Raw genomic sequence first — 24,863 nt, forward strand, 5'->3', positions numbered from 1 at the left:
GTGCCACTTTTGTCAGCACCTGCTTACAGTAGACCTACAATATATTGTGGTTCATCTGGCGAATTTTAGTGGTAGTCTTAATTTTGACGCATGTTAACTATAAATTTCAGATGTTAGCAAGCTATATTTTCACAATAAATTGCCATGAAAACTAGGCATTGTGACATATTCCAACATATATCTTTAAGTTTAGAAAACTCAGAGGGTAGCCAGATAAGAGATGATGCACTCTCAAATCGTAACTGTGTCATATATTTAGCTATAATCTAAAAGCTTTGTTCTTTATTTTTTAAGCCTTCTTCCGCCTGCAAAAGCTAAATTCACCAACAATTGGAGTTCGCTAGAGGTTAGCTCACGCCATTGACCTGGTTGCAGCTTATTTAAGTTTAACTGAGCGATGCTTATCCTGACTAGCCGCAAAGTTGGAAATCCCACAGCCGCCGTCATTCTCCTAACCTGACGATTTTTCCCTTCTGTCAAAGTCATTTCTAACCACGCTGTCGGCACATTTTTGCGAAACCGGATGGGCGGATCACGTTCTGGTAAAGAAGGCTCTGTTGGCAGTAGTTGCACCAAAGTTGGTCGAGTGCGGTAATCTTGAATCGTCACACCTTGTTGTAGCTGCGTCAAAGCTGCAGCATCAGGAATTCGTTCTACCTGCACCCAGTAAGTCCGTTCGTGTCCAAATCGAGGATTGGAAAGACGATGTTGCAATTGCCCGTTGTTAGTCAACAGTAGTAAGCCCTCACTGTCCCAGTCTAAACGACCCACAGGATATACATCAGGAATCTCGATAAAGTTTTTGAGGGTGCTCTGAGTGGGAGTGTCTTTTGTAAACTGGCTGAGGACACCATAAGGTTTGTAAAATAGAATGTATCGGTAAGTCATTAGTCAAAAATTAAAACAAAAATTATTAAAAATTTAGGACTTACCCATTATCTTCGCGCAAAGTATACAAATATTCACCGCTATGCACATCCCAAAGCTTCACGGTTTAGACGTGCAGCTACAGGCAGCCGGAGGACAGTATTATAGGCTAACTCACATTCCCGCTCGGTCCCAACTCTTTTTTGCCAATCACGTGAAATTATCGGACCACCGGTACCTCAGGACGCCGCAACGGGTTCTAGCGGTCGCGCATGTGATTCCACCCCGCGAGTGCCGAGAAAAGCAGTAACCAAGATTTAGCAAAAATCCGAGTTGTTGGTGAGCGCGTCCATCGAAAATGCTAAAATCAATTCTTATGCTAGGGGTGCCTGCACACTCAGGCTGAGATTACACCCTTAACACCTGAATCCGGGTAATACCGGCGGAGGGAAGCTGTTTATCGAGGAAATCAAATATGCGGACAGAATGGGTTGCCAAGCGGCGTGGGCAGAGCAATGTCACTCAAATGCATTATGCACGTCAGGGTGTCATCACAGAAGAAATGCATTATGTCGCGCAACGGGAAAACCTTCCCGTAGATCTCGTGAAAGACGAAGTGGCACGGGGACGAATGATTATTCCTGCTAATATTAACCATACGAACTTGGAGCCAATGTGTATTGGTATTGCTTCCAAATGTAAGGTTAATGCTAATATCGGTGCTTCTCCCAACTCTTCCAATCTTGAGGAAGAAGTTGCAAAGCTAAGATTAGCAGTGAAGTATGGCGCTGATACCGTTATGGATTTGTCCACTGGTGGTGGTAACTTGGATGAGATTCGCACTGCGATTATCAAAGCTTCACCAGTGCCTATTGGTACAGTACCAGTTTACCAAGCTTTAGAAAGCGTTCACGGCAATATTGAAAAGCTGACACCTGATGACTTTCTCCATGTGATTGAGAAACATGCTCAGCAAGGTGTTGATTACATGACTATCCACGCTGGGATTTTAATTGAGCATTTGCCTTTAGTGAAAAGTCGCATCACTGGCATTGTGTCTCGCGGTGGAGGTATTTTAGCAAGATGGATGCTAGCTCATCATAAGCAAAACCCACTTTACACTCACCTACGTGACATCATTGAAATTTTTAAGAAATATGATGTTTCTTTTAGTTTTGGTGATTCCTTACGTCCTGGTTGTACTCATGATGCTTCTGATGAAGCACAATTAGCGGAACTCAAAACTCTCGGACAACTCACTCGTAAAGCTTGGGAAGATGATGTACAGGTCATGGTAGAAGGTCCTGGACACGTGCCGATGGATCAAATTGAGTTTAACGTCAAAAAGCAGATGGAAGAGTGTTCTGAAGCTCCTTTCTACGTGCTGGGACCATTGGTGACGGACATTGCTCCCGGTTACGACCACATTACCTCAGCAATTGGGGCAGCTCTGGCTGGTTGGTACGGTACCGCAATGCTGTGCTATGTAACACCAAAAGAGCACTTGGGTTTACCGAATTCTGAAGATGTCAGAAATGGTTTGATTGCTTATAAAATAGCAGCTCATGCAGCGGATATAGCCAGACACCGCCCAGGCGCAAGAGACAGAGATGATGAACTGTCCAGCGCCCGTTACAACTTTGACTGGAACCGTCAGTTTGAATTAGCACTCGATCCGGAAAGAGCGAGAGAGTATCATGACGAAACTCTGCCAGCAGACATTTACAAAACTGCTGAGTTTTGTTCAATGTGTGGTCCTAAGTTCTGTCCAATGCAAACCAAAGTTGATGCTGATGCACTCACAGAACTTGAGAAGTTCTTGGCAAAGGATAAAGCAACAGTAACCCAAAGTTAAAAATTGGGAATAGTTAGTCACAGTGGTTGGTTGGTAGTACAAAACTCACTGCTTCTGACTAACCACTAACTATTAATGAACTGTTGATATTGCTTTTGAATTTCCTGAATTGTATACACTGCCTCAAATTGCAATCCTGCTTGTTGGTAAAATTCTGCTCCTCCTTGCTGTCGGTCTATGAGTGAAATGACTTCGGTGACCGTATAACCTGCTTCTCTAAGTCGGTCAACGGCTTTCATCGCAGATTGTCCAGTCGTAACGACGTCTTCCAGAACTACCACTTTTGCACCTTCTGGTAAACTGGGACCTTCAATATATGCTCTTGTTCCATGTCCCTTGGCTTCCTTACGAATAATTAATGCTGGTATCGGTCGGTTTTCATAGGCAGAAACCACACTCACGGCGCTCACAATCGGATCTGCTCCCAATGTTAAACCAGCAACTGCTTGGGTATCCAATGGCATCATAGATAGGAGAATACGACCAATTGCTAAGGCACCCTGAGGATGAAGTGTTACCTGCTTGCCATTGATATAATAAGAACTACGCTGTCCAGAAGTCAGAACAAAATCGCCTTCTTTATATGCCAGTTGACAAAATAAATCGAGTAAGTGTTGGCGTAAGATTACTAAATCGGTAATCGTTGCCCAGATGTCGGATTGGGTTTTAATTTCGGCTTGATACGTCATCACAATAGACTCCACTACGTTTCGCGCCTCTCTCTGCTTTGGAGATGCACTACCAGAATCACAAAAATATACTTATTAAGATATTATCTGACCAACAACTGCTGAGTTGTTTTTCTCTTGCGGAATTCCTGAATTCATGCATTCAATATGCTTACATCACATGCGTTTCACGCGATGAGTCAATAGTAGCTTTTTTTTGCCGCCACGTACTAGCAATATCACTGACCACTTTATACGCAAAGTTGTTGTGCGTTTATGGAAACTTCCGGAGACAAGAAGCTGCGTGTTACTCGTTATTTAACACTCTTCTCAAATCCAGGGTGCAGGAGTTGAACCTGCCTAGGGCGAATTATGAGTTCGCTGCCTCAACCGCTCGGCCAACCCTGGTCGGAATTCTATTGTAGCGTAAGTTTACAGAGTTTGACAATCCAACATTTCATATCAGATTTTTATATTACATAGTTTAACAAAGCGGTAGTGCAGACTAATATTGATTAAGTTCCTCTATAAATTGAAGTAAATAGCTTCGATACTTTTAGATAGACCAGCATTCTTTTGCAATAGCTTGTCAGCAATGAAACTAAATTCTACGGTACTTCTAACTTTGATTCTGTTAGTTATGATGTTGGGAGCTGGTTCTGTAAGTGCGTTTTGGGGGTTTACTTTGGGAAGTGCAGCACTCAAAGGTGTTACAGCGCCAGATGCTCGTCCTACCAGCAAATTTGCCAGCAGTAAATCAGCTAAGGAGCAACACACAGGGGTTGCTCTACTCAAGGAGGACCAAATCCTAAAAATTGTGAAATCACGAATTGAAGGCAAAACTAAGGCTGCGAAGTCAAAAAAAAAAGATGACGATGACGACGAGGTAAATAGCAACAAACTCAAGAAAGAGGAAAAACCTTTACAAGTGGCTGAACAAGAAAAGCCTCAAGAAGGATTTCCCATTAACGCCCAAAGCGAGGGTGTTAGCCTTTCGGTACAATCTGCTCGCTTTTCTGGTGGTGCTTTGCTTCTAAAAGTACAAATGCAGAACACAGGTAAAGATTCTGTACGCTTCTTGTATAGTTTTTTGGATGTATCAGATGATAAAGGACGAACCTTGAGTGCCAGTACAGAAGGTTTACCATCAGAATTGCCTGCAAATGGACCCTCTGTTTCTGGCACAGTGAGTATTCCTACAGCTTTACTTGATAATGTCAAGCGTATTTCACTCGCCCTGACAGATTATCCCGCTCAAAAACTACGGCTAGAAGTGTCAAATATTCCTGTCGAAAGATAGGTGTTAGTGATGAGTCGTTAGTTATACTACTAACAACTCATCAACATCCTTATGGGGCATCAGTATTACACGAGCTTTGACAGTGAGCGGTTTTTCTAGTTTAAGTTGGACAGATGTGGGGCTGCGATTGTTATCAGTACTACTGCTGATTACTATCAATGCTTTTTTTGTGACAGCAGAGTTTTCAATGGTGACAGTGCGGCGATCGCGCATCCATCAACTGGTGGAGGCTGGCGATATTCAGGCGATCGCTGTTGAAGTGCTACAACATAGTATTGACCGATTGCTATCGACGACTCAATTAGGTATTACTCTCTCTAGTTTGGCACTAGGGTGGATTGGAGAAAGTACGATAGTTGTCCTGATCAAATCATGGCTACTATCTTCGCCTTTACCTAAAGAAATAAGTGCAGTCATAGCTCATTCTCTATCAATTCCAATCGCCTTTTTTTTCATAGCTTATTTGCAAATAGTTTTAGGAGAACTTTGTCCCAAATCAGTAGCTATGCTGTATTCTGAACAGCTGGCAAGATTTTTGGGACCATCAATTAGAGCAACTGTCAGATTCTTCAACCCTTTTATCTGGATTCTTAACCAATCAACTCGCTGGCTATTGCGACTTTTTGGCATCCAATACATAGGTCAAAGTTGGAGACCACCTGTGACACCTGAAGAATTACAACTCATTATTTCTACAGAACGTGAATCCACGGGATTACAGGCGGAAGAACGCGAACTGCTCAAAAACGTTTTTGAGTTTGGGGACGAGACAGTACAAGCAATTATGATTCCCCGTACAAGTGTTGTTGCTTTACCAAGGGTCACCACCTTCGGGACCTTTCTCCAAGAAGTGGTAGCGACAGGTCACTCTTGCTACCCGATTATCGGAGAATCTTTGGATGACATTCGCGGCATAATTTGCTTAAAAGACTTGGCAGAACCTTTAGCTCTAGGAAAGATGAGTTCAGAAACACAAATTCAGTCATGGATGCGCCCTGCAAAGTTTGTGCCAGAACACACTCCCTTAAACGAACTCTTGCCAATTATGCAGCGAGAGGAACCAACTATGGTGATGGTGGTAGACGAATTTGGTAGTACTGTGGGATTAGTCACGATCCAAGACGTGATTGCTCAAATCATCGGTGACCCAAGCGAACCAGATAGCACTAACGAGCTGCTCATCAAAATTTTAGACGAGCGGACTTTTCTTGTGCAAGCTCAAATAAACTTGGAAAATCTCAATGAAGTTTTGCATCTCAATTTCCCCTTGAGAAAAGGATATCAAACTTTAGGGGGCTTTTTACTTTACCAGTTACAAAAAGTTCCCACCTTTGGCGAAACCTTTTGCTATGAAAATCTAAAATTGACTGTCGTGTCAGTCATTGGACCACGTTTACATCAGATTCAAATCCAACGGCTGGAGGAGTAGGAGGGAAGAGTTAATGCTCAATCACTCTTTTCTCTGACTCCCTTGTTTATCCCCTTATTGCGCATAAGCCAGTGGATCTTTCAATCCCAGTTCAGCAAAAGCAGCAAGACGCAAACGACAAGAATCACAGACACCACAAGCGATATCGTCTCCTAAATAGCAAGACCATGTTAATTCCCAAGGAACACCCAATTTATTGCCAAGTTGAATGATTTCAGTTTTTTTTAGATGAATTAAAGGTGTCTTGATCGAAATCGTTTGCCCTGAACGTCCTTGTTTTGTTCCTAAACGAAAAACTTCTTGCATCGCCTGAATGTAATCAGGACGACAATCAGGATATCCAGAGTAATCTAGAGCGTTAACACCAATGTAAACGTACTGAGCAGAAATAGTTTCAGCATAGGCAAGGGCAAAGCTTAAAAAGATGGTATTTCGAGCAGGAACATAAGTGACAGGAATACTTTGAGACATTTCCTCCAGGTCACGTTTTGCTGGTATTTCAATCGTATCATCTGTAAGAGCCGAGCCACCCCACTGTCTTAAATCAAACTTGACTACCTGATGGTCTACTACGCCAGCTTTCTGAGCGATCGCCAAAGCTGAGTGTAACTCTCTTTGATGTCGCTGTTGGTAATCAAAGGAAATGGTGTGGCACTCATAACCAGAGGCGATCGCTTGGTATAAAACCGTGGAAGAGTCTAAACCACCAGATAGTAAAATGACAGCTTTCATCGGAAAAAATTTTTGTTTATACGGGATTTTTTTTATGAAACAAAAAGAACTTCACTAACGTCTTATTTTTTTTCAAAGGCTAATCAAAAAGCTGATTATCGTTTTTGTTAAGTGCAAAAAAAGCATCATTTTAAACAGAACACATAAAAGTCACCTATATGCCGGGAACTCACAAGAAACTTTGAAATTCTTCATAAATAGAACCTCTATGTTACCATCTGGATGGTTTTAGACGCATACTCATTGGTCGTTGAGAATCAAATCCAATGACTATAGCGTCTCTGAATGTGGTGGTTGAGGAGACAATAAGAGTGCAAAGTAGAAGTATGTCAGTGGGAGAACAAAATGCTCAAGTACAGCGTAACTATCCACGACCGATCCGCATAGGCGTGATTGGCGTGGGTAACATGGGACAGCATCACGTCCGCTTACTGAGTTCAATGAAAGACGTTGAACTGGTTGGTGTAGCAGATATTAATGTTGAGCGAGGGTTAGAAACCGCCAGCAAATACAAGGTACGCTTTTTTGAAGATTATTGTGAACTACTGCCCCATGTAGACGCAGTTTGTATTGCTGTACCTACCCGTTTGCATTACGCCGTTGGAATCAACTGTCTTTTAGCAGGGATTCATGTTCTCATTGAAAAACCAATCGCAGCAAGTATATCTGAAGCAGAATCACTCGTAAATGCTGCAGCTGATTCTCAGTGTATCCTACAAGTAGGTCATATAGAGCGGTTCAGTCCAGCATTTCAAGAATTAAGCAAGGTGTTGAAAACTGAAGAAGTGCTAGCCCTAGAAGCACATCGCATGAGTCCATATTCAAGTCGGGCAAATGATGTCTCAGTTGTCTTGGATTTAATGATTCACGATATTGACCTACTTTTAGAATTAGCCGCAGCACCTGTAGTAAAGTTAACAGCTAGTGGAAATCGCACATTAGATTCTGGTTATTTAGATTATGTGACCGCTACGTTAGGGTTTGCCAATGGTATCGTTGCGACTCTGACTGCTAGTAAAGTGACTCATTGCAAAATCCGTCGCATTGTTGCCCATTGTAAAAATTCTTTCACTGAAGCAGATTTTCTCAGAAATGAAATTTTGATTCACCGACACACTAATGATAATCGGCAAGTATTGTACAGGCAGGATAGTGTGATTGAAAAAGTTTCCACAACCAACGCTGACAAGTTGGGTGCAGAGTTGGAGCATTTTGTCAACTGTGTGCGTGGTGGTAACCAACCTTCAGTTGGAGGTGAACAAGCGCTCAAAGCTCTAAGATGGGCAAGCTTGATAGAGCAGATGGCTCTTGAAGACCGTGTTTGGAACCCATTAGATTGGCAATCTGAAGCAAGAGTGCAATCTTTGACACCCACTGTATAAAAAACAGAAGATAGGTGACGCATTGCCCTGACCAGTACTGCGGACGGGTTTCCTGCCGCTCTTATCTGGCGTCCCCTAGAAATGAGCCCAACCCTAATAACCCCGTTGCGAGCGGATGCGTCCCTTGCGCGTGTCGCAAAGCGACTCAGCAATCAATCGTGAGGCTCTCCGTTACACCCAAGAGGGTGAAACGGGGTTCCGACTGGGAAAAAGGGTCAAGCCTTATTACCACGCGTACTCGACTTGGAAGACAGATCAACCAAACAAAGGCTTGACCCTTTTTCTTGTCCCAAGTGCGACCGCTCATTTCTTACGTGTAAGACCCCGTGACAGCAAGATAGGAAGTATAAAAAGAAATGGGGGAATAGGTTGTCGAGGACGGAAGAATAGAATTTCGTTGTCATCCAGAATCTTTAACCTGTACCCTTTTTCATTGATGTTAAGATGGTAAGTATTTAAATAATGCTTATATAACTGAGTGACGGGTATAACTTAAGAACGATAAAATTTCTGCAGCAACCTTAGGACTATACTTAATGCTTGAGTGGATAACTAATACAATTAATTCTTTAGGCTACTGGGGAATCGCTCTGTTGATGTTTCTAGAAAATTTATTTCCCCCGATTCCTTCAGAACTGATTATGCCATTGGCGGGATTTACGGCAAGGGCAACACCAGAAAAACTCAATGTCACCGGTGTATTTTTTGCAGGACTACTTGGTTCTGTGCTAGGCGCACTCGTCTGGTACTATCCCGGCAAATACTTGGGAGAGAGACGCTTGCACGTTTGGGCTGACAAATACGGTAAGTGGTTGAGTGTATCTAGCAAGGATATTGTCAACGCAAAGCGCTGGTTTGATAGACAAGGTGGCAAAGCAGTTTGTATTGGTCGTCTTGTACCGGGAGTCCGTACTTTGATTTCTGTTCCTGCAGGCATCAGCAATATGCACCTGCTGCCATTTTTAATTTACTCAACTTTAGGTAGCGCTGTATGGGTTGGTTTGCTAACATACTCAGGATATGCCTTGGGTAGTCAGTATGAACTCGTGGACAAGTATCTGGCTCCTGTTTCTAAAATCGTACTTGTGGTTCTGATCCTGGCATTTGTTGTCTGGGTGGTGAAGCGTAAGCGAAAAAACAGGAGAAAATAAACATTCTTGTCTTTAATCAGCGCAAAAAAACCAGCATTTTTTGTCTAAAAGCAAGCGTTAGCAACTTTCTAACTCTCGCTTCTTGCTTTACCAATTCTTGGTATAGACCGGGACTTATGCGCTATCTTTATGACTCAACAACTGAGTCATTGTTTGCGAATTACTTGATACAGTTGACGCAACAGAAGTTTTCTGGTAAATCCATCTTTGTAAGATGAGCATGATAACTTGTGACAGCTAAGTTAAGTACTAGGAGCTTTCATGTCAGACCAACCTTCCGCCGCTACTCCCATGAACGCCGCTGCTATTCCAATGAATAGAGTTGCAGCAGCTAATCCGATAAATGCAGCTCCCCCTCAACCAGTTGGAGGTCATCCGGGGAAAAAAATTCTCAGTATTGATTTAGGTAGAACTTCCACAAAGACTTGTATTAGCCGCGAGTCTAATAATGTAACGTTCGTATCGGCTAACGTGAAAGAAATGTCAATGGAACAAGTGCGTGGAGGTGTTTTTGAAGCCCGCGCAACCGATCCTTTGATGGATTTGTGGCTGGAATATCAAGGCAGTGGATACGCTGTTGGTCAATTGGCAGCAGATTTTGGGGCTAACCTGGGAGTTGGTCAATCTAAGGTCGAATTGGCACTCATCAAAGTCTTGGCTTGTGCTGGCTATTTTAAGCTCAAAGATGATATTTCCGTGGTGCTTGGTCTGCCTTACCTTTCTCAAGAACAATTTGAGAAGGAAAAAGCACAGCTCATTAGCCAACTTAATGGTCCTCATGTGATGAATTTTCGCGGAGAATCCGTATCGTTGAACATCAACAAGGTTTGGGTCATGCCAGAAGGCTATGGCAGCTTACTATGGTGTGAGGCTCAACCAAAAAAAGGCGCAGCAATGCCCGACTTTACTAAAGTCTCTGTGGCAATTGTTGATATCGGACATCAGACAACAGATTGTTTGATGATTGATAATTTCCGCTTTGCCCGAGGTGCGTCAAAGAGCGAAGACTTCGGGATGAGCAAGTTTTATGAACTGGTTGCGGCCGAAATAGAGGGAGCAGATAGCCAGTCTTTATCTTTAATCGCTGCAGTGAACCGAATCAAGGGCGATCGCTTCTATCGTCCCAGAGGCGCGAGCAAACCCACCAATTTAGATGATTTTCTCCCCAATTTGACAGAAATGTTTTCTCGCGAAATCTGTAACCGCGTGCTAGCATGGCTACCAGAGCGCGTTACCGATGTGATTCTCACCGGAGGAGGTGGAGAATTCTTTTGGGAAGATGTTCAACGTTTGCTCAAAGAAGCAAAAATTAACGCTCATTTAGCTTCACCGTCCCGACAAGCAAACGCTTTGGGGCAGTACATTTACGGAGAGGCACAGTTATCCAACGCTCGCGCTAGAACTTAACACTGATGTTCCAATGGTCAAAAAAAGTAGTGAAATCCGTTACGTTTGAACCGGGGGTGGCTGACGAAAGCTTGTTAGCTCTTGTCGAAAGTCACTTGGAGAAAGATCCCCAAAAGACTTTCAGCGACCTCTGTAAAGAAGCCTTATGGCAATCTTTGTGCGTACCGGAATCTGTACGACCAGCCCCGAAACCAGCAGCAACAGCAGCACCAGGGGTGGAACAACAAATGGCTGCACTGCAAAGTCAGATAGCTGATCTGGAAGAACGTTTTTTTGCGAAAGAATCTCATCGCTTGGAGATGATAGAACACCAGCTGATGCAACTGAGCCAACAAGTCACTCAGCTAGCTATCATGGTTAATCATGTATCAACCAATTCCTCAGCAAACCAACAACAGGTCCCAGTGCTAGAGGTTGTCAATCATACTTCTAGTTCTACTAATGCTGCTAGTATTTCTTCTCAAGAGGTTGATCCAGTTATCAGCCGTATTAGCCAATTTCTGGATGATTTCTAGAGACAATCAGTGTTGGGAATGTGTTGCACTCCCATTAAACCTCCCTAATGAAATCCTCATTAAGGGGGTTTAATGTTTAGATATTTTAATTTTAGTGTTGCTTTATAAGCTAGGCTGTTTATAGCTATTCTATATTTGTGTGTTCTGGAAAACTTCACCTTTACCTGACTCCCAATCTGTCAGCCATCAAGATAAGAACTCTCTATTGCGAGAGAAAAGAATCTCAAGTTTGAGCGAGATTCCAAAAATTATTCAGCAGCTAGTCACTGCAATTCTAGCTGGCTTTTTATTCCACTGGTTACATATTCCAGTAGGTTGGCTACTTGGTCCAATGCTAGTGGGAATTGCCTATGCAGTTATCAAGGGTGATCTTCAACCCTTTCCTTCGACGTTTAAAACAGTAGGGCAAGTCATCATCGGTATTGTTACTGCGACTCGCCTTTCCCCGGAGACACTCAGTGTGGCAACAAGCTACGCCATCCCTATGCTACTGTGTGTTTTGATAACGGCTAGCCTAAGTATGCTCAGCGGCTACCTGTTAAGTCGTTGGGCTGGCATTGATGCCACCACATGTTTTTTAGGTTTTATACCTGGTGGTGCTTCTAGTATCGTTGCCATGAGTGAAGAAATAGGGGCAGATACACTCAGTATTGCCGTCATCCAGTATATCCGGGTATTGCTAGTCGTCTTAATCCTGCCAACCGTAGCCACTTTACTTTTTCCTACCAACCCAGACACACAAGTTACAGCGACTGTTGTGATCACAAATAACCTACCAACACTGCCAATGTTGTTGAACTTATTGATACTGGTTGTGTGTGGCGGTTTGGGTATTTGGGGAGGAAGGCAATTCCGTCTCCCCTCATCCGGGTTTTTAGGTCCGTTTCTCGTTGGCTTAGTTGTATTTTGGATGCTACCGTTCCAAATACAAATGCCTCAGCCCCTTTTTTATGCAGGACAACTGCTGATTGGACTGTCTATTGGTGTACAGTTTGACTGGCAAACTGTCCATAAACTCTTGCGAGCTGTATTCATTGAGGTGGGTTTGGTTATTGTGTTGATTCTCCTTTGTTTGGGAGTTGGATATGGGTTTCATGTGGTGACACACGTTGATACAGTAACGGCAGTCTTGGGATTCACTCCTGGAGGAATTGAGGCAATGATTGCTACAGTTATGCAGCTAGGCGGTGACACCGGGTTAGTGCTGGCAATGCAATTAACCCGGATGTTGAGTATTTTGTTGATTGCCCCGTGGTTAGTAGCTTTTTTGGTCAAACGTGCCAAATCTGCTCATTCTCAACTGGAGGAAGAAGAGGAATTGGTGGAATTGAACCGTGTTGAACCTTGAAAGCAGAGTAGAGGATTTCATCAACTTTATCCAGAGTAAGATGTTGTTGATCAGCTAAAGCTTTAATCCTTTGGGTAATTGTCTGAATTTGGAATTTATCGAAGTTTAGCCCTAATTGACTCGCTCGATGAGCAATTGCATGCTTCCCTGTCAGCTTGTGATTTATCAAAAACGAGCGTGTCAAACCAAAATCACTGGGATTAATCACTTCATAAGTGTTGGGATTATTGAGGATTGCTTGAGTATGAATGCCAGCTTTGTGGCTGAAAGCCGCTGAACCAAGAATGTAATGGTTGAAGGGAATAGTGATGCCAACTTTATCAGCGACGAGGTGATGTAATTCTTGGAGGTGATGCAGACAGTATTTACGCTTCAACTGCTCTGGCTCGACAGTGTAAAGGCGAGCAATCAAGCCAGCAAGAGGCGTAATCCCATTACGCTCACCAATTCCTAAGATAGTCGTATCGATATGAGTTGCACCAGCTTCGAGGGCGGCGTAGCTATTGGCGATCGCACAACCAGTGTCATTATGACCATGAAACTCAATATCTTTATCAGTATATTGACGTAGCGTCTGCACGAGATGAAAAACTTGATTTGGCGTCGCTACGCCTACAGTATCAGCTATACCGAAACGGTTCACGATTCCGAGTTTATCGATAGCAAGATAAACCTGTAACAAATCTGGAAGTGAACTACGGAAGGAATCTTCGGTGGAAAAGCGCAACTCAGTTTCAGGGCTTTGTTCGTGGATAAAAGTAATGACTTCACTTGCCAGTTCAAGGATTTCATTGATGCTCTTGCCATGACCAAACTGGCGTAAAACACTAGAGGTACCAATGAACATATTAATGCCATTAACCCCTGTATCTAAAGCAACTTTGGCATCGTTCAGATGGCAGCGAATATGCGTCAGTATTTTGGAGTGCAAGCCTAATCGAGTCAAACGCTGACAATCTCGACGGGATTGAGGAGAAGCACAAGGAGATGTCACTTCAATGTAGTCAACGCCGAAATTGTCGAGTGCTTTGGCAATCTCAACCCTATCATTTGATGAAAAGTTGGCAAGACAAAATTGTTCTCCTTCGCGCAGAGTACTTTCAACAATTGCAAACTGGCTTAGTGACATTGATTTAGTCCTTTTCTTAGCAATTATTTATAGATAAGCTGAGTCTTAAGGGCAGTTTTTATCCCCTGCAAATTCAAGCTTCAATTCATATTAAACCGTCTGTTTATGCCCTACTGCAATTTTCAAAGTTATTTCTACAGAAAAGAAGGACTATAACTCATTGCTACTATTTTTCTTGAAAAAGACATACGAGATGAAAATTTTAAAAAGTTAACTATTGTCATAAAAAAGTTAACAAAAGTATTTTTGATTATTAAAATAAGGTTCAAAAAATCAAAAATAAGAAAACTATAAAAATCGAAAACAGAATATTCTTGACATTGTGCATAGTTCATGAGATTTTGGCTTTGCCTCACCTGAGCGCAAACCTCCGCAGGACTTACGGCGATACGCACATGCTAAAGCCTCCGGCTGATCGCCTGCATCAAAAACAACTCATCCCAAAGTCATTTGTTATACAATTTTTTTATGACAAGCAGTATAAGAAATGGCATGCAAAAACTTTACCCACCAATAGAACCTTACAAACAAGGCAAGTTAAAGGTTTGTGACCTCCACACCATTCATTTTGAAGAATCAGGCAATCCACAGGGTAAGCCAATAGTTTTGCTACACGGAGGACCTGGTGGTGGATGTCCGCCCTTTTATCGACAATATTTCCATCCAGAAAAATGGCGTCTTATAATGTTTGACCAACGTGGTTGCGGTCAAAGTACACCTCATGCAGAATTACGGGAGAATACGACTTGGGATTTAGTTAGTGATATTGAAAAGCTGCGAGAGCATTTAAATATAGAGAAGTGGGTTGTATTCGGTGGTAGTTGGGGAAGTACTTTATCATTAGCCTACAGTCAAACTCATCCCTCTCGATGCACAGGACTTATCCTACGCGGTATATTTATGTTAAGGCGCAAAGAACTGCGATGGTTCTATCAAGAAGGGGCTAGTTATATTTTTCCTGATGCTTGGGAAGAATATCTCAAACCAATTGAGCTTGCTGAACGAGATGATATGATCACAGCTTATTACAAACGCTTGACTAGTCCAAATTCACAAACTCGGTTGGAAGCAGCGCGTGCTTGGTCAATTTGGGAAGCGAGTACAAGTCGATTGTTTCAAGACACAACACTGATGCAAAAATTTAGTATCAATGAATTTGCCGAAGCATTTGCGCGAATTGAGTGTCATTATTTTATTAATCAAGGATTTTTTAAAACAGAAAATCAATTACTTTCAAATGTTGACCGCATCCGCCATATTCCTGCTGTCATTATTCAGGGACGTTATGATGTTGTTTGTCCAATGATATCAGCTTGGGAATTACATCGTGCTTGGCCAGAAGCAAAATTTGTTGTCGTCCCTGATGCCGGACATTCAATGAGTGAACCAGGAATTCTCAGTGCTTTAATTGAGGCAACAGATAAATTTGCAAATTTCAGTGAGTAGGGAACACATTTGCTTGTTTATGTGTCATGATTTGATATTCTATGAGTATTAGACTTTTTATACTAAATGTCTTGTTACGGGGTGCCCGGTGTAAATGCTAAAATCCACTGTTAGGAAGTAGGGATACCTCAATGTCAGTAGCAGCTAACGTAGTCAAATTTGGTACAGACGGCTGGCGGGGCGTCATCGGTGATGAGTTCACCTTTGAGCGTGTAGCCTTAGTTGCACCACTTGCAGCAAAAGTGTTACTTAATACATACGGAAAAACAACAGGTAACCGTACAATTATTGTAGGACATGATCGACGGTTTATGGCAGAAGATTTTGCCTACAAAGTCGCCGATGTTGTCTGTGCTGCTGGATTTGATGTACTACTAACGGATACTTATGCCCCAACCCCAGCTTTTAGTTGGGCGGCAAAGCAACAAAATGCCTTGGGCGCACTTGTCATTACCGCCAGTCACAATCCAGGTAAATATTTGGGATTGAAAGTCAAAAGCGCTTTTGGTGGTTCTGTACCGCCAGAAGTTACCAAGCAGATAGAAGCACTTTTATTAGAAGCATTACCACCCGCATCAATGCCAGCCAAGATAGAGAAGTTCAACCCTTGGCACAGCTATTGTGAAGCACTAAAAGGTAAAGTTAATATTGGAAAAATCCGCGATGCTATAGCTGCAGGTAAACTCACAGTATTCGCTGATGTGATGCATGGCGCTGCTGCTGGCGGATTGGCAATGTTACTAGGCAATGAGATCAAAGAAATTAACAGCAATCGTGATCCTCTTTTTGGTGGTGGCGCACCAGAACCATTACCCAAATATCTTTCGCGTTTGTTTGAGGTGATGCGAAATCATCGAGAAACAAATCAAGCAGGTTTAACAGTAGGGTTGGTGTTTGATGGAGATAGCGATCGCATTGCTGCTGTTGATGGAGAAGGCAATTTTCTCAGTTCACAAATCTTAATCCCAATATTAATTGACCACTTAACGCTACGGCGTAATTTTAAGGGCGAAATAGTCAAAACCGTGAGTGGTTCTGACTTGATTCCCCGCGTCGCAGCACTGCATAACTTGTCAGTATTTGAAACAGCCGTTGGTTATAAATACATTGCTGACAGAATGTTAGAAACACAAGTGTTATTGGGTGGCGAAGAGTCGGGAGGAATTGGCTACGGAAGCCACATACCTGAACGCGATGCACTTCTGTCAGCATTGTACGTACTAGAAGCGATTGTGGAATCTGGGCTGGATTTAGGTGACTACTATCGCCACTTGCAAGAACAAACAGACTTCAGTTCTGCATACGATCGCATCGATTTACCCCTCGCTAGCATGGAAGTGCGATCGCGTCTTTTGCAACAACTGCAAACCCAACCTTTAACAGAAATAGCAGCAAAACCAGTCATTGATTGTCAAACCATTGATGGCTACAAGTTCCGCTTAGCGGATAACAGTTGGTTAATGATTCGTTTTAGCGGTACCGAACCCGTTTTACGCCTGTACTGCGAAGCCCCCACACTTGAACAAGTACATCAAACTCTCGCTTGGGCAAAAAACTGGGCAGAGTAATATCAGTTATTCAGTTATCAGTTGTCAGTGATCACTATTAACTGTTAACTGTTAACTGTTAACTGCTAACTGACTTATGACATTACTCGTAGTAGCGACAGGAAATCCAGGTAAGTTGCGTGAGATGCAAGCTTACCTAAGTGATTGTGGTTGGGAATTAACTCTCAAACCAGAAGACTTGGAAATTGAGGAAACAGGAGATACTTTTGCCGCCAACGCCTGCTTAAAAGCATCTCAAGTTGCACAAGCAACAGGAAACTGGGCGATCGCCGATGATTCTGGTTTGCAAGTCGATGCGCTTAATGGCGCACCAGGAGTGTATTCTGCACGTTATGCCAAAACTGATGGCGATCGCATTGCCAGAGTGTTGAAAGAACTAGGCGATACACCAAATCGACAAGCGCAATTTGTTTGTGTTGTGGCGATCGCTCGTCCAGATGGTACAATTGCTTTACAATCCGAGGGTGTTTGTCGTGGTCAAATTCTCCACGCGCCTCGTGGAAGTGGTGGTTTCGGCTATGATCCAATTTTTTGCCCTCAAGACAAGCAATTGACATTTGCTGAAATGACACCAGAGTTGAAGCGTTCAGTCAGTCATCGAGGCAAAGCTTTTGCAGCCTTACTTCAAAAATTGCCTCATTTAAACAACACTCATTGTTAGTTGTTAGTTGTTAGTTGTTAGTTGAATTTTCATTTAACTATAAACGACTAACGACTAACCACTAACTTCTAACCATGAAACGAGTGAACGGTGAACAGTTATCTGTGGATTTTGAACAACAAGTACTGATAACTAATAACTGATAACTGATAACTGTTAAACAGCTTCTGTATTCTTTTCGCCTGTACGAATCCGCACAACTTGTTCAACTGGCGAGATGAAAATTTTGCCATCACCGATTTCACCAGTGCGAGCAGCTGCGATAATTTTGTCAACTACCATATCAACCTGGTTGTCTTCAACAACTATTTCCACTTTCAGTTTTTGCAAAAACTCAACAGTGTACTCAGAACCACGATAACGTTCTGTTTGACCTTTTTGACGTCCAAAACCTCGAACTTCTGAAACAGTCATACCAACGATACCAGCATTGACGAGGGCAATTTTCACCTCATCCAGTTTAAAAGGGCGGATAATAGCTTCTACTTTTTTCATGTTGTGTCTCCCAACTTCTACGTTTCTCTATCAAAGCAGATTACCTGTCTCTAACGCTTTAACTAAGCTGTTTCCATTTCACTTGCTTCCCTTAACTTGTGAGAACTGTTAAAATTCAAAAGTCAAGAGCGAGCGTGTTGAATTTGGACAGTTTGAACGAAAAAAGCGAAAAAAGCGTTGCGAGGTTTCCACGCGCAAGCTATTTTTCAAGATAATACAATCAGAACGCTCATCAACTTAGCAGCGTAACCTCAAAGAAATATCTACTCACTTACCACATGATTTCACGGTAGATGACCTACTTATGAAAGAAAAGTAGAATCAGCAAGTATTCTCTACCTTAATCATCTTTTAAGTTATGATATGAGGTTTCTTGGTTCAATTTATCATTTTTTCGTAACTTATTTAACTGAAAATAAAGATAAGTTGTGGAGTGCTACAAAATGATTTGATTTAACGACTATGACTTTCAAATAAGGGGCGTACAATCAAATAGCCAGCACCAAAACCCAGAACAATAATTAACAAGATACCTATTATTATCCACCAGCCTCTAATTTGTGAAGGTTCTGATTCGCTGTAGAGATCGTAGCTGACTTCTTGCTCTTCTATAAAAACTGGTTCCGGAATCGGACTGGAAATTTCTATTTCTGGAGTAAAAACAAGTGTTTGCGAATCTCCTCTATAAAAGGTACGTGAACGTGAAACTTGTTCTTTAGAGACTGTAGCAGTCACTGGTCGTTTAGTTTGTGTTCTACAATCAGAAGAAGATTGAGAAGCTTGATGAAAATTAACAGTTGCTTGTGAATCAACCAACTTTTGCAAGCGCAAAACAGACTCAACAGCTTTGGCAATTTCTTGGCGAAGCAATTGATTTTCTTGCATGATATGTTGATTTTGAGCATTGAGAGCATCTAGCTTTGCTTGCACACCTTGCAACTCTCTTGCCAAGTCCCGATATACAGAAAGTGGTACAGAGGGAGAATAGGCTTGTGTATTTGTTACTGGTGTACTGCCATCAACAGAACTTGTGATTATTCGCATTGGTGAATTGATATCAAAATTGAACGTCAGTCAACTTCTGAAGCTATGCCCAAGAGTATATAAAAAGATGTTCTTAGGGCGAAAGATTATTAATTTACAATTTAGGAGCACAAAGATACAAGTTAATCAATAGTAAAATATATCTTGGTGAGTTATTGTGTAACTTCTGTCATTTCTGATTGACTCAGTAATGTAAAGAAGTGTCCCACAGGACCTTGCCCTTTGCCAATGTCTAAGGCGTAAGAAAGTGCAGAAGTGACATACTCCTTTGCCCGGTGTACTGCTGTGATCAAGTCGCTTCCGAGTGCAAGATGGGCGGCGATCGCCGCAGAAAGAGTACAACCAGTACCATGAGAGTTTTTCGTCTCTACGTGTTTTATGGTCAAAGTTTCCATTGTGTGTCCATCAAACCAGATATCAACACCACGTAAATTTCCTTGCAAACCTCCACCCTTGACTAAAACAACCTTTGCCCCTGTGTTCTTGTGAATAATTTGAGCCGCTGCTTTCATATCCTCTAGTGAGTGAATTTGTAACCCGCTCAAAATCTGAGCTTCGTAGCGATTTGGTGTTATAATAGCAGCCTTCGGAATAAGTAAATGTCGAAGACTTTTCACAGCCTCATCATCCAGTAATTGAGCCCCTGTGCGAGAGACCATAACTGGATCGACGACTAAGTTATGAATTTGTAAAGCCTCCACCTGTTGAGCAACAGCGGTTATGATTTCCTTGTTAAGTAACATTCCCGTTTTCGCTGCTTGCACGCCAATGTCTTCGTAAACCGCACTCATTTGTGCCACGACAGCCTCCGGTGGTATAGCATCAACCCGCATGACACCCAAAGTATTTTGTGCTGTCACGCAGGTAATGGCGCTTGTACCATGAACGCAGTGAAAGGCAAAAGTGCGTAAATCTGCTTGAATACCCGCACCGCCACCGCTATCAGAACCGGCGATCGTTAAAGCAACGGGGATTTTGGGTGTTGTTTTAGAGTTCATAATTTTAGGAGAGTCAGGGAGTCAGGGAGAGAAACTTCCCTGCTTTTCCATCTGTGTTTAAGCTGGTTGTTATTCGTTTTTGGCTTTAAACTTTTAACTTTGAAGCCTTTGCAATTGACTTTGTAAAAATTTACCCCATTCTGCAGCTAGGGGAACTTCTGTAAAAGGAACACGTACTGTTTTATCTGGTTCAGAAAACAAAAATTCTAACTCAATAGTACGACCTTTTTCTGGCGCTTTATCTATTTCTACTTGTTTGTCATCTATTATAAGAGTGATTTTTTGGACATCAAGCAAAGAAAATGTTTCTAACTTGATTGGACCTTTTGGCGTTGGTTTGCCCCAAGTTATATTGTTGTCTTTTTGACCTAAAACTGCATAAATATCATACTTAGCTCGTTCAAATTGCTCTGCCCAAGTACGATATGCTTCTATTTTTTGATACTCCTGGGAGCCTTGCCAAGCCAACCAAAAAAATGCAAACAATAAGGGTAACCATAAAAGACCGCGTTCCATCTTTGAAAAATTGTCCTGAGTAATGTATAAAAATCCTAAGTTTACTACTCTATGCAGCACTAAAGCACTTGTATGAGTTATGGTAGTGAGCAAACTGGCAAAAAGCTGTAACCGTTTTATATGAGAAAGCTAATATTATTTTGCTTATTTGTCATCGGGCTGAGTGTTGTCCTGTTTAATTTTATTAATTTTCAGGGACTAGCAGCCAAAGGAGAGTTTGAGACAATAGTGCTAAATTTTCGGGAAGATATTCCCAAAGAGGTATTGCAACAGGATTTGCAAGCTATTGCTCAACAGTACAACGTGACTCCCCAACTGGACAATCAATTTTCCGCTAAAGAGAACGTTTATATCATCAAGGGCGATCAGCAGCGACTCAAAGAACTGAAAAAGTCGCCATTTGCCCAAGCAATGGATTTTATCGAACCAAACTATATCTACAGGTTTCCAAAACCAGGTAAAGTCACTTGGTTAGGAGAACTGTTGGTGCCCCAAGGTGCTGACGAAGAGAAAGTTGCTGATACAGGTCCTAACGATCCTTATTACAGTAAGCAATGGAATTTGCACAATATTCATGTTCAAGGCGCATGGACTCAAACCAAAGGTAAAGACATTACAGTTGCAGTCATTGATACTGGTATCACTCGTGTCCGTGACCTCATAGAGACAGAATTTGTCGATGGCTACGACTTTGTTAACGACAGAGTAGAAGCTAAAGACGACAATGGTCATGGCACTCACGTTGCTGGTACGATTGCCCAATCGACTAACAACAGCTATGGCGTAGCTGGAATTGCCTACGAAGCTAAGCTTATGCCTCTCAAGGTACTCAGTGAGTATGGCGGTGGTACTGTTGCTGATATCGCAGAAGCGATTAAGTTTGCTGCTGATAACGGTGCAGATGTTATCAACATGAGCTTAGGTGGTGGCGGTGAAAGTCGGCTCATGGAAGATGCAATTGACTATGCTTATAGAAAAGGCGTCGTCATCATTGCTGCTGCTGGTAATGAAAACCAGAATTCCGTTGCTTATCCAGCGCGTTATCCCCATGTTATTGGTGTTTCAGCATTAGGTCCAGATGGAGAAAGAGCACCTTATTCTAACTTTGGTGCTGGAGTGGATATTTCTGCCCCTGGTGGTAGTGATGCAGGCAAGATTTTGCAAGAAACCATCGATCCTGATAACAAGGGTACTGCAGTGTTCATGGGCTTCCAAGGTACCAGCATGGCTGCACCCCACGTTGCTGGTGTTGCTGCATTAGTCAAAGCTTCTGGCGTGAAAGAACCAAACCAAATCCTTGAAGTTCTCAAGCAGTCAGCACGAACTATTCAGGATGACGGTTTGAACTACTATGGCGCTGGACAACTCAATGCAGAAGCAGCAGTACAGTTAGCCACTCAAGGACAAATCACCTTCCAAGATTTCTTTCGTTGGCTGCGAGATAACGGCTATCTCAACCCGCGCTTTTGGATTGATGGCGGTGCAGTGGCGTTGTTACCCAAGATTTTGATGGTTATCGGTTCTTATCTTCTGGCTTGGTTTTTACGGGTTTATTTCCCATTCCGCTGGGGTTGGACTTTATCTTGGGGATTAATCACTGGTAGTTCTGGATTATTTTTCCTGAAGGGATTCTATATTTTTGACCTTCCCCAATGGCCATTCCGCTTACTGGGAAGTTCTATTCCAGAATTAGGGAATACCCTTCAAGGAACAAATGCCTTTAACCCACTGTTTGCTAGTGTACTGATTCCTTTAGCCTTAATGGCACTCTTGCTAGGAAATCCAAAATGGAAGTGGTTTGCCATTGGTTCATCACTAGGTGTAGCAGCGTGTTTAGCGGTGAGTGCGATATCAGATCCCGAAGTTTGGGGATTGGGCAGTAGTATCCTAGCTCGTCTGTTCCTCATTGTTAATGCCGTATTATGTTTCGGCTTAGCTCGCTTAGTAGTCAAAAACGAAGAACAACCAGCCTGATACTTCCTCACTCCCTCATCAATTAAAGGTTTACAGATATGAGCATCACAATTACAGGTACTATTGAACACCGTGATATTGGTACTGGCGCTTGGGCGCTAGTTACTGATAAGGGCGATACATATGAAATCCTTAGAGGAGTAGACAAAAGTTTACTCAAACAAGGACAAAAAGCAAAAGTCACTGGACAGGTGCGTGAAGATATTATGACTGTTGCTATGATTGGTCCAGTACTAGAAGTAAAATCCTTTGAGGTGATTAGTTCTCCTTAGAGGCGGTTGAATTCAGAACTTCTTGCAAGCGACTTCTAAATTCCCCCTTGGGATGACCACCTTTGACCTCGCCTAGAATCTGAAGTTCCCCTTCTGGCGAATCACAAACAACGTAGGTAGGCCATCCCATCTGTGATTTATCAGGATACTGAGTCAGCAAAATATGACGATACTTCCGATAAGTCGCTGTATCCTGCATCTTAACGTCAATAAATTGCAAACCCAATTCCTCAGTCACCTTTTTGTCATAAAAAGACATCTTGTGGCAGATGCCGCAGTCTTCCGAAGAGAACTTGATGACAGCTAAATTCATGAATTTACAACTCTCGAACTATTAACACTTGCTTGTTGAATAACACATAATAGGAGAATACCAAATATTACCAGTGAAGAATTATAGAAAAAATATTAAGAATTTGGGTGAAACGAAAATTTTTGGCTATGTTTGTACTAACTTATGCTAGTATAAGCGTCTTATTTATTCATCTATCAGATTCAAACATGCACAAAATTTCATAGTATGACCAGAAGTACCCAACTAAGCTGACGAATCAACAATCACATTGAACAGCACATTTTTTGACCTATAAAACGCTCGGTTCTCTGGAGCTAAAGAGAGAGCGTCAAGCCTCTACATTTGAAAAAACCCCCCCAGTAGCAGGTAGCCGACTAGGGAAGTGAGTTATCAGGGTGCATCTACCAATACTATGTTCTGTGAGTAACTGGGGTGTTCCGGACAAAAGCGCGAAAATTCAGTCCGTTTTGTGTCAAAAACAAAAAAATCCCCAGTAGCAGGTAGCCGACTAGGGAAGTGAGTTATCAGGGTGCATCTACCAATACTATGTTCTGTGAGTAACTGGGGTGTTCCGGACAAAAGCGCGAAAATTCAGTCCGTTTTGTGTCAAAAACAAAAAAAATCCCTAGTAGCAGGTAGCTAACTAGGGAAGTGAGTTATCAGGGTGCATCTGTGCTATGTTCTGTGAATCACTAAATCTTTAACCTGACGCCGTAATTCTCCATCCGCGCCCCGCATTCTCCACGCACGCTCGTCTTACGGAGAGGGCAGCACGCCAGATGCCGAGGGCGGGGGGCTTTGGGGTCCCATTAACTTGTAATGAGGCACCGCAGTTTTTCCGGTTTTAATGAAGCGGAATGAGATTTGCCACTGGAACGCGTAAGCACACTCGATGTAAATCTTCGCCAAAAAATCAATATACTCCTGTGGAAGACGGGAGTCTGCCTGGGTTCTAGCTTGCTAGATAAAGGTCGTAAGACCAGAGAGGGAGAGTAAGACCATCACCGACACTAGTGTCGGACTTGCAGCAATGTAAGTACCATAAGTGGCATCTGCCTGCGAGACAGGAAGCCCCATCCCTGAATGCGGTGGGGTACTTCACAAGATAAATAAGTTAAGATTGGGGAGAATGTTGTCTCAGCCATAAAAAAAACCCAAGTAGCCGAAAGTCTACTAGGGGTTTCAGTTATCAGGGTGCATCTACCAATACTATGTTCTACAGATAACCACTTTCTCCGGATAAATTCTACAAAATAGAAGTAAAAATATTTTCTTTAGGTTGAAAAATAAAAAACCCCCAAGTAGCCGAAAGTCTACTAGGGGTGTCAGTTATCAGGGTGCATCTACCAATACTATGTTCCACAGATAACTGCTTCCTCCGGATAAATTCTGCAAAATAGAAGTAAAAATATTTTCTTTAGGTTGAAAAATAAAAAACCCCCAAGTAGCCGAAAGTCTACTAGGGGTGTCAGTTATCAGGGTGCATCTACCAATACTATGTTCCACAGATAACTGCTTCCTCCGGACAATTTTGTGTTGATCGTAAATACTTGCCATTTACAAACTACCGGAAAAATTCAGAGGGTGTTAACAAACTAGTACAAAGGACGCAGAAATAAAGCTACCATTCAAGAAGGAGCAAAAGCTTGTCATGTAAGCTGAGTGTGCCCTTAGCGCACACTCGGCGTCAAGCATGCCGCAAGCATACGCAAGTGCAATGAAAACGGTACTAAGGTTGGGTAAAACAAGCGAAAAATCTGCCGAGCCAGAGGAAAAATAGCCCTGTCAACACCCCTGCCTAAAGGCGAGGG

At 42.5% G+C, this 24,863-nt stretch carries 22 protein-coding genes, 1 tRNA gene and 1 riboswitch; of the genes, 13 read left to right on the forward strand and 10 right to left on the reverse strand.

Annotated elements, in window-relative coordinates; all coding sequences use genetic code 11:
• Positions 1 to 282: 282 nt before the first annotated feature.
• Entirely contained in the window at positions 283 to 888 is a 606-nt protein-coding gene (locus tag DP117_RS17080) for a pseudouridine synthase (protein WP_169219486.1), read from the reverse strand.
• Positions 889 to 1,238: 350 nt separating this feature from the next.
• Positions 1,239 to 1,335, forward strand: a riboswitch (TPP riboswitch).
• Positions 1,336 to 1,342: 7 nt separating this feature from the next.
• On the opposite strand from DP117_RS17080, the gene thiC reads away from it, so the two are divergent.
• On the forward strand, positions 1,343 to 2,722 hold the full coding sequence (thiC, locus tag DP117_RS17085) for a phosphomethylpyrimidine synthase (protein WP_169219487.1): 1,380 nt from the start codon (positions 1,343 to 1,345) through the stop codon (positions 2,720 to 2,722).
• Positions 2,723 to 2,787: 65 nt separating this feature from the next.
• On the opposite strand, the gene pyrE is transcribed toward thiC, so the two are convergent.
• Both pyrE and DP117_RS17095 read right to left on the reverse strand, forming a co-directional pair.
• A complete protein-coding gene (gene pyrE / locus DP117_RS17090; protein WP_169219488.1) occupies positions 2,788 to 3,411 on the reverse strand; it encodes an orotate phosphoribosyltransferase in 624 nt (207 codons plus the stop codon).
• A gap of 314 nt (positions 3,412 to 3,725) precedes the next feature.
• Positions 3,726 to 3,798 (reverse strand) — tRNA-Ile (locus DP117_RS17095).
• 187 nt (positions 3,799 to 3,985) lie between these two features.
• Between DP117_RS17095 and DP117_RS17100 the strand changes: the two genes are divergently transcribed.
• Positions 3,986 to 4,690 (forward strand): hypothetical protein, encoded by a 705-nt coding sequence (locus DP117_RS17100; protein ID WP_169219489.1) that lies wholly within the window; start codon positions 3,986 to 3,988, stop codon positions 4,688 to 4,690.
• A gap of 82 nt (positions 4,691 to 4,772) precedes the next feature.
• Entirely contained in the window at positions 4,773 to 6,119 is a 1,347-nt protein-coding gene (locus tag DP117_RS17105; protein WP_339381285.1) for a hemolysin family protein, read from the forward strand.
• A 54-nt stretch (positions 6,120 to 6,173) separates the two neighbouring features.
• Here DP117_RS17105 and queC read toward each other — a convergent pair whose 3' ends face one another.
• Complete coding sequence (queC, locus tag DP117_RS17110; RefSeq protein ID WP_169219490.1) at positions 6,174 to 6,851, reverse strand: 7-cyano-7-deazaguanine synthase QueC; 678 nt, start codon at positions 6,849 to 6,851, stop codon at positions 6,174 to 6,176.
• A gap of 326 nt (positions 6,852 to 7,177) precedes the next feature.
• On the opposite strand from queC, the gene DP117_RS17115 reads away from it, so the two are divergent.
• From DP117_RS17115 to DP117_RS17135, 5 genes are all read left to right on the forward strand, one after another.
• On the forward strand, positions 7,178 to 8,233 hold the full coding sequence (locus DP117_RS17115; protein WP_211176164.1) for a Gfo/Idh/MocA family oxidoreductase: 1,056 nt from the start codon (positions 7,178 to 7,180) through the stop codon (positions 8,231 to 8,233).
• A 536-nt stretch (positions 8,234 to 8,769) separates the two neighbouring features.
• Positions 8,770 to 9,384: a DedA family protein gene (locus DP117_RS17120; protein WP_169219491.1), complete on the forward strand. Its 615-nt coding sequence runs from the start codon at positions 8,770 to 8,772 to the stop codon at positions 9,382 to 9,384.
• Positions 9,385 to 9,645: 261 nt separating this feature from the next.
• Positions 9,646 to 10,791, forward strand: coding sequence for a ParM/StbA family protein (locus tag DP117_RS17125; protein WP_169219492.1), 1,146 nt, complete (start codon positions 9,646 to 9,648; stop codon positions 10,789 to 10,791).
• Positions 10,792 to 10,796: 5 nt separating this feature from the next.
• A complete protein-coding gene (locus tag DP117_RS17130; protein WP_169219493.1) occupies positions 10,797 to 11,306 on the forward strand; it encodes a plasmid segregation centromere-binding protein ParR in 510 nt (169 codons plus the stop codon).
• 229 nt (positions 11,307 to 11,535) lie between these two features.
• Positions 11,536 to 12,654 (forward strand): AbrB family transcriptional regulator, encoded by a 1,119-nt coding sequence (locus DP117_RS17135; protein ID WP_211176162.1) that lies wholly within the window; start codon positions 11,536 to 11,538, stop codon positions 12,652 to 12,654.
• On the opposite strand, the gene lysS is transcribed toward DP117_RS17135, so the two are convergent.
• Complete coding sequence (lysS, locus tag DP117_RS17140) at positions 12,578 to 13,783, reverse strand: homocitrate synthase (RefSeq protein ID WP_169219495.1); 1,206 nt, start codon at positions 13,781 to 13,783, stop codon at positions 12,578 to 12,580. The genes DP117_RS17135 and lysS overlap by 77 nt on opposite strands.
• Positions 13,784 to 14,275: 492 nt before the next feature.
• On the opposite strand from lysS, the gene pip reads away from it, so the two are divergent.
• The 3 genes from pip to rdgB all read left to right on the forward strand — a co-directional run bounded on the left by pip (position 14,276) and on the right by rdgB (position 17,458).
• On the forward strand, positions 14,276 to 15,229 hold the full coding sequence (gene pip, locus DP117_RS17145; protein ID WP_169219496.1) for a prolyl aminopeptidase: 954 nt from the start codon (positions 14,276 to 14,278) through the stop codon (positions 15,227 to 15,229).
• Between the two features lie 131 nt (positions 15,230 to 15,360).
• Positions 15,361 to 16,797, forward strand: a complete 1,437-nt coding sequence (locus DP117_RS17150) for a phosphoglucomutase/phosphomannomutase family protein (protein ID WP_169219497.1) — start codon at positions 15,361 to 15,363, stop codon at positions 16,795 to 16,797.
• A gap of 76 nt (positions 16,798 to 16,873) precedes the next feature.
• Positions 16,874 to 17,458, forward strand: a complete 585-nt coding sequence (gene rdgB, locus DP117_RS17155) for an RdgB/HAM1 family non-canonical purine NTP pyrophosphatase (RefSeq protein ID WP_169219498.1) — start codon at positions 16,874 to 16,876, stop codon at positions 17,456 to 17,458.
• 156 nt (positions 17,459 to 17,614) lie between these two features.
• Here the strand turns inward: rdgB and DP117_RS17160 are convergent, their stop codons facing one another.
• The 4 genes from DP117_RS17160 to DP117_RS17175 all read right to left on the reverse strand — a co-directional run bounded on the left by DP117_RS17160 (position 17,615) and on the right by DP117_RS17175 (position 20,511).
• The gene (locus tag DP117_RS17160; protein WP_017749852.1) at positions 17,615 to 17,953 is read right to left on the reverse strand and encodes a P-II family nitrogen regulator; all 339 of its coding nucleotides are present in this window, start codon (positions 17,951 to 17,953) and stop codon (positions 17,615 to 17,617) included.
• Positions 17,954 to 18,406: 453 nt separating this feature from the next.
• Positions 18,407 to 18,997: a hypothetical protein gene (locus tag DP117_RS17165; RefSeq protein ID WP_169219499.1), complete on the reverse strand. Its 591-nt coding sequence runs from the start codon at positions 18,995 to 18,997 to the stop codon at positions 18,407 to 18,409.
• A gap of 152 nt (positions 18,998 to 19,149) precedes the next feature.
• A complete protein-coding gene (gene thiD / locus DP117_RS17170) occupies positions 19,150 to 19,995 on the reverse strand; it encodes a bifunctional hydroxymethylpyrimidine kinase/phosphomethylpyrimidine kinase (protein ID WP_169219500.1) in 846 nt (281 codons plus the stop codon).
• A gap of 93 nt (positions 19,996 to 20,088) precedes the next feature.
• Complete coding sequence (locus DP117_RS17175) at positions 20,089 to 20,511, reverse strand: hypothetical protein (protein ID WP_169219501.1); 423 nt, start codon at positions 20,509 to 20,511, stop codon at positions 20,089 to 20,091.
• 120 nt (positions 20,512 to 20,631) lie between these two features.
• On the opposite strand from DP117_RS17175, the gene DP117_RS17180 reads away from it, so the two are divergent.
• A complete protein-coding gene (locus DP117_RS17180) occupies positions 20,632 to 22,485 on the forward strand; it encodes a S8 family peptidase (RefSeq protein ID WP_169219502.1) in 1,854 nt (617 codons plus the stop codon).
• A 38-nt stretch (positions 22,486 to 22,523) separates the two neighbouring features.
• Positions 22,524 to 22,757, forward strand: a complete 234-nt coding sequence (locus tag DP117_RS17185; protein ID WP_169219503.1) for a hypothetical protein — start codon at positions 22,524 to 22,526, stop codon at positions 22,755 to 22,757.
• On the opposite strand, the gene DP117_RS17190 is transcribed toward DP117_RS17185, so the two are convergent.
• Positions 22,744 to 23,070 (reverse strand): thioredoxin family protein, encoded by a 327-nt coding sequence (locus DP117_RS17190; protein WP_169219504.1) that lies wholly within the window; start codon positions 23,068 to 23,070, stop codon positions 22,744 to 22,746. The genes DP117_RS17185 and DP117_RS17190 overlap by 14 nt on opposite strands.
• Positions 23,071 to 24,863 lie beyond the last annotated feature (1,793 nt).

Source organism: Brasilonema sp. UFV-L1 (genome assembly GCF_012912105.1).
Taxonomy (GTDB): Bacteria; Cyanobacteriota; Cyanobacteriia; order Cyanobacteriales; family Nostocaceae; genus Brasilonema.

Excerpts from the sequence above, each read along its gene's own strand:
- DP117_RS17080 (WP_169219486.1), bottom strand. The coding sequence starts at position 888 with ATGACTTACCGATACATTCTATTTTACAAACCTTATGGTGTCCTCAGC.
- thiC (WP_169219487.1), top strand. The coding sequence starts at position 1,343 with ATGCGGACAGAATGGGTTGCCAAGCGGCGTGGGCAGAGCAATGTCACT.
- pyrE (WP_169219488.1), bottom strand. The coding sequence starts at position 3,411 with ATGACGTATCAAGCCGAAATTAAAACCCAATCCGACATCTGGGCAACG.
- DP117_RS17100 (WP_169219489.1), top strand. The coding sequence starts at position 3,986 with ATGAAACTAAATTCTACGGTACTTCTAACTTTGATTCTGTTAGTTATG.
- queC (WP_169219490.1), bottom strand. The coding sequence starts at position 6,851 with ATGAAAGCTGTCATTTTACTATCTGGTGGTTTAGACTCTTCCACGGTT.
- DP117_RS17115 (WP_211176164.1), top strand. The coding sequence starts at position 7,178 with ATGTCAGTGGGAGAACAAAATGCTCAAGTACAGCGTAACTATCCACGA.
- DP117_RS17120 (WP_169219491.1), top strand. The coding sequence starts at position 8,770 with ATGCTTGAGTGGATAACTAATACAATTAATTCTTTAGGCTACTGGGGA.
- DP117_RS17125 (WP_169219492.1), top strand. The coding sequence starts at position 9,646 with ATGTCAGACCAACCTTCCGCCGCTACTCCCATGAACGCCGCTGCTATT.
- DP117_RS17130 (WP_169219493.1), top strand. The coding sequence starts at position 10,797 with ATGTTCCAATGGTCAAAAAAAGTAGTGAAATCCGTTACGTTTGAACCG.
- lysS (WP_169219495.1), bottom strand. The coding sequence starts at position 13,783 with ATGTCACTAAGCCAGTTTGCAATTGTTGAAAGTACTCTGCGCGAAGGA.
- pip (WP_169219496.1), top strand. The coding sequence starts at position 14,276 with ATGCAAAAACTTTACCCACCAATAGAACCTTACAAACAAGGCAAGTTA.
- DP117_RS17150 (WP_169219497.1), top strand. The coding sequence starts at position 15,361 with ATGTCAGTAGCAGCTAACGTAGTCAAATTTGGTACAGACGGCTGGCGG.
- rdgB (WP_169219498.1), top strand. The coding sequence starts at position 16,874 with ATGACATTACTCGTAGTAGCGACAGGAAATCCAGGTAAGTTGCGTGAG.
- DP117_RS17160 (WP_017749852.1), bottom strand. The coding sequence starts at position 17,953 with ATGAAAAAAGTAGAAGCTATTATCCGCCCTTTTAAACTGGATGAGGTG.
- DP117_RS17165 (WP_169219499.1), bottom strand. The coding sequence starts at position 18,997 with ATGCGAATAATCACAAGTTCTGTTGATGGCAGTACACCAGTAACAAAT.
- thiD (WP_169219500.1), bottom strand. The coding sequence starts at position 19,995 with ATGAACTCTAAAACAACACCCAAAATCCCCGTTGCTTTAACGATCGCC.
- DP117_RS17175 (WP_169219501.1), bottom strand. The coding sequence starts at position 20,511 with ATGGAACGCGGTCTTTTATGGTTACCCTTATTGTTTGCATTTTTTTGG.
- DP117_RS17180 (WP_169219502.1), top strand. The coding sequence starts at position 20,632 with ATGAGAAAGCTAATATTATTTTGCTTATTTGTCATCGGGCTGAGTGTT.
- DP117_RS17185 (WP_169219503.1), top strand. The coding sequence starts at position 22,524 with ATGAGCATCACAATTACAGGTACTATTGAACACCGTGATATTGGTACT.
- DP117_RS17190 (WP_169219504.1), bottom strand. The coding sequence starts at position 23,070 with ATGAATTTAGCTGTCATCAAGTTCTCTTCGGAAGACTGCGGCATCTGC.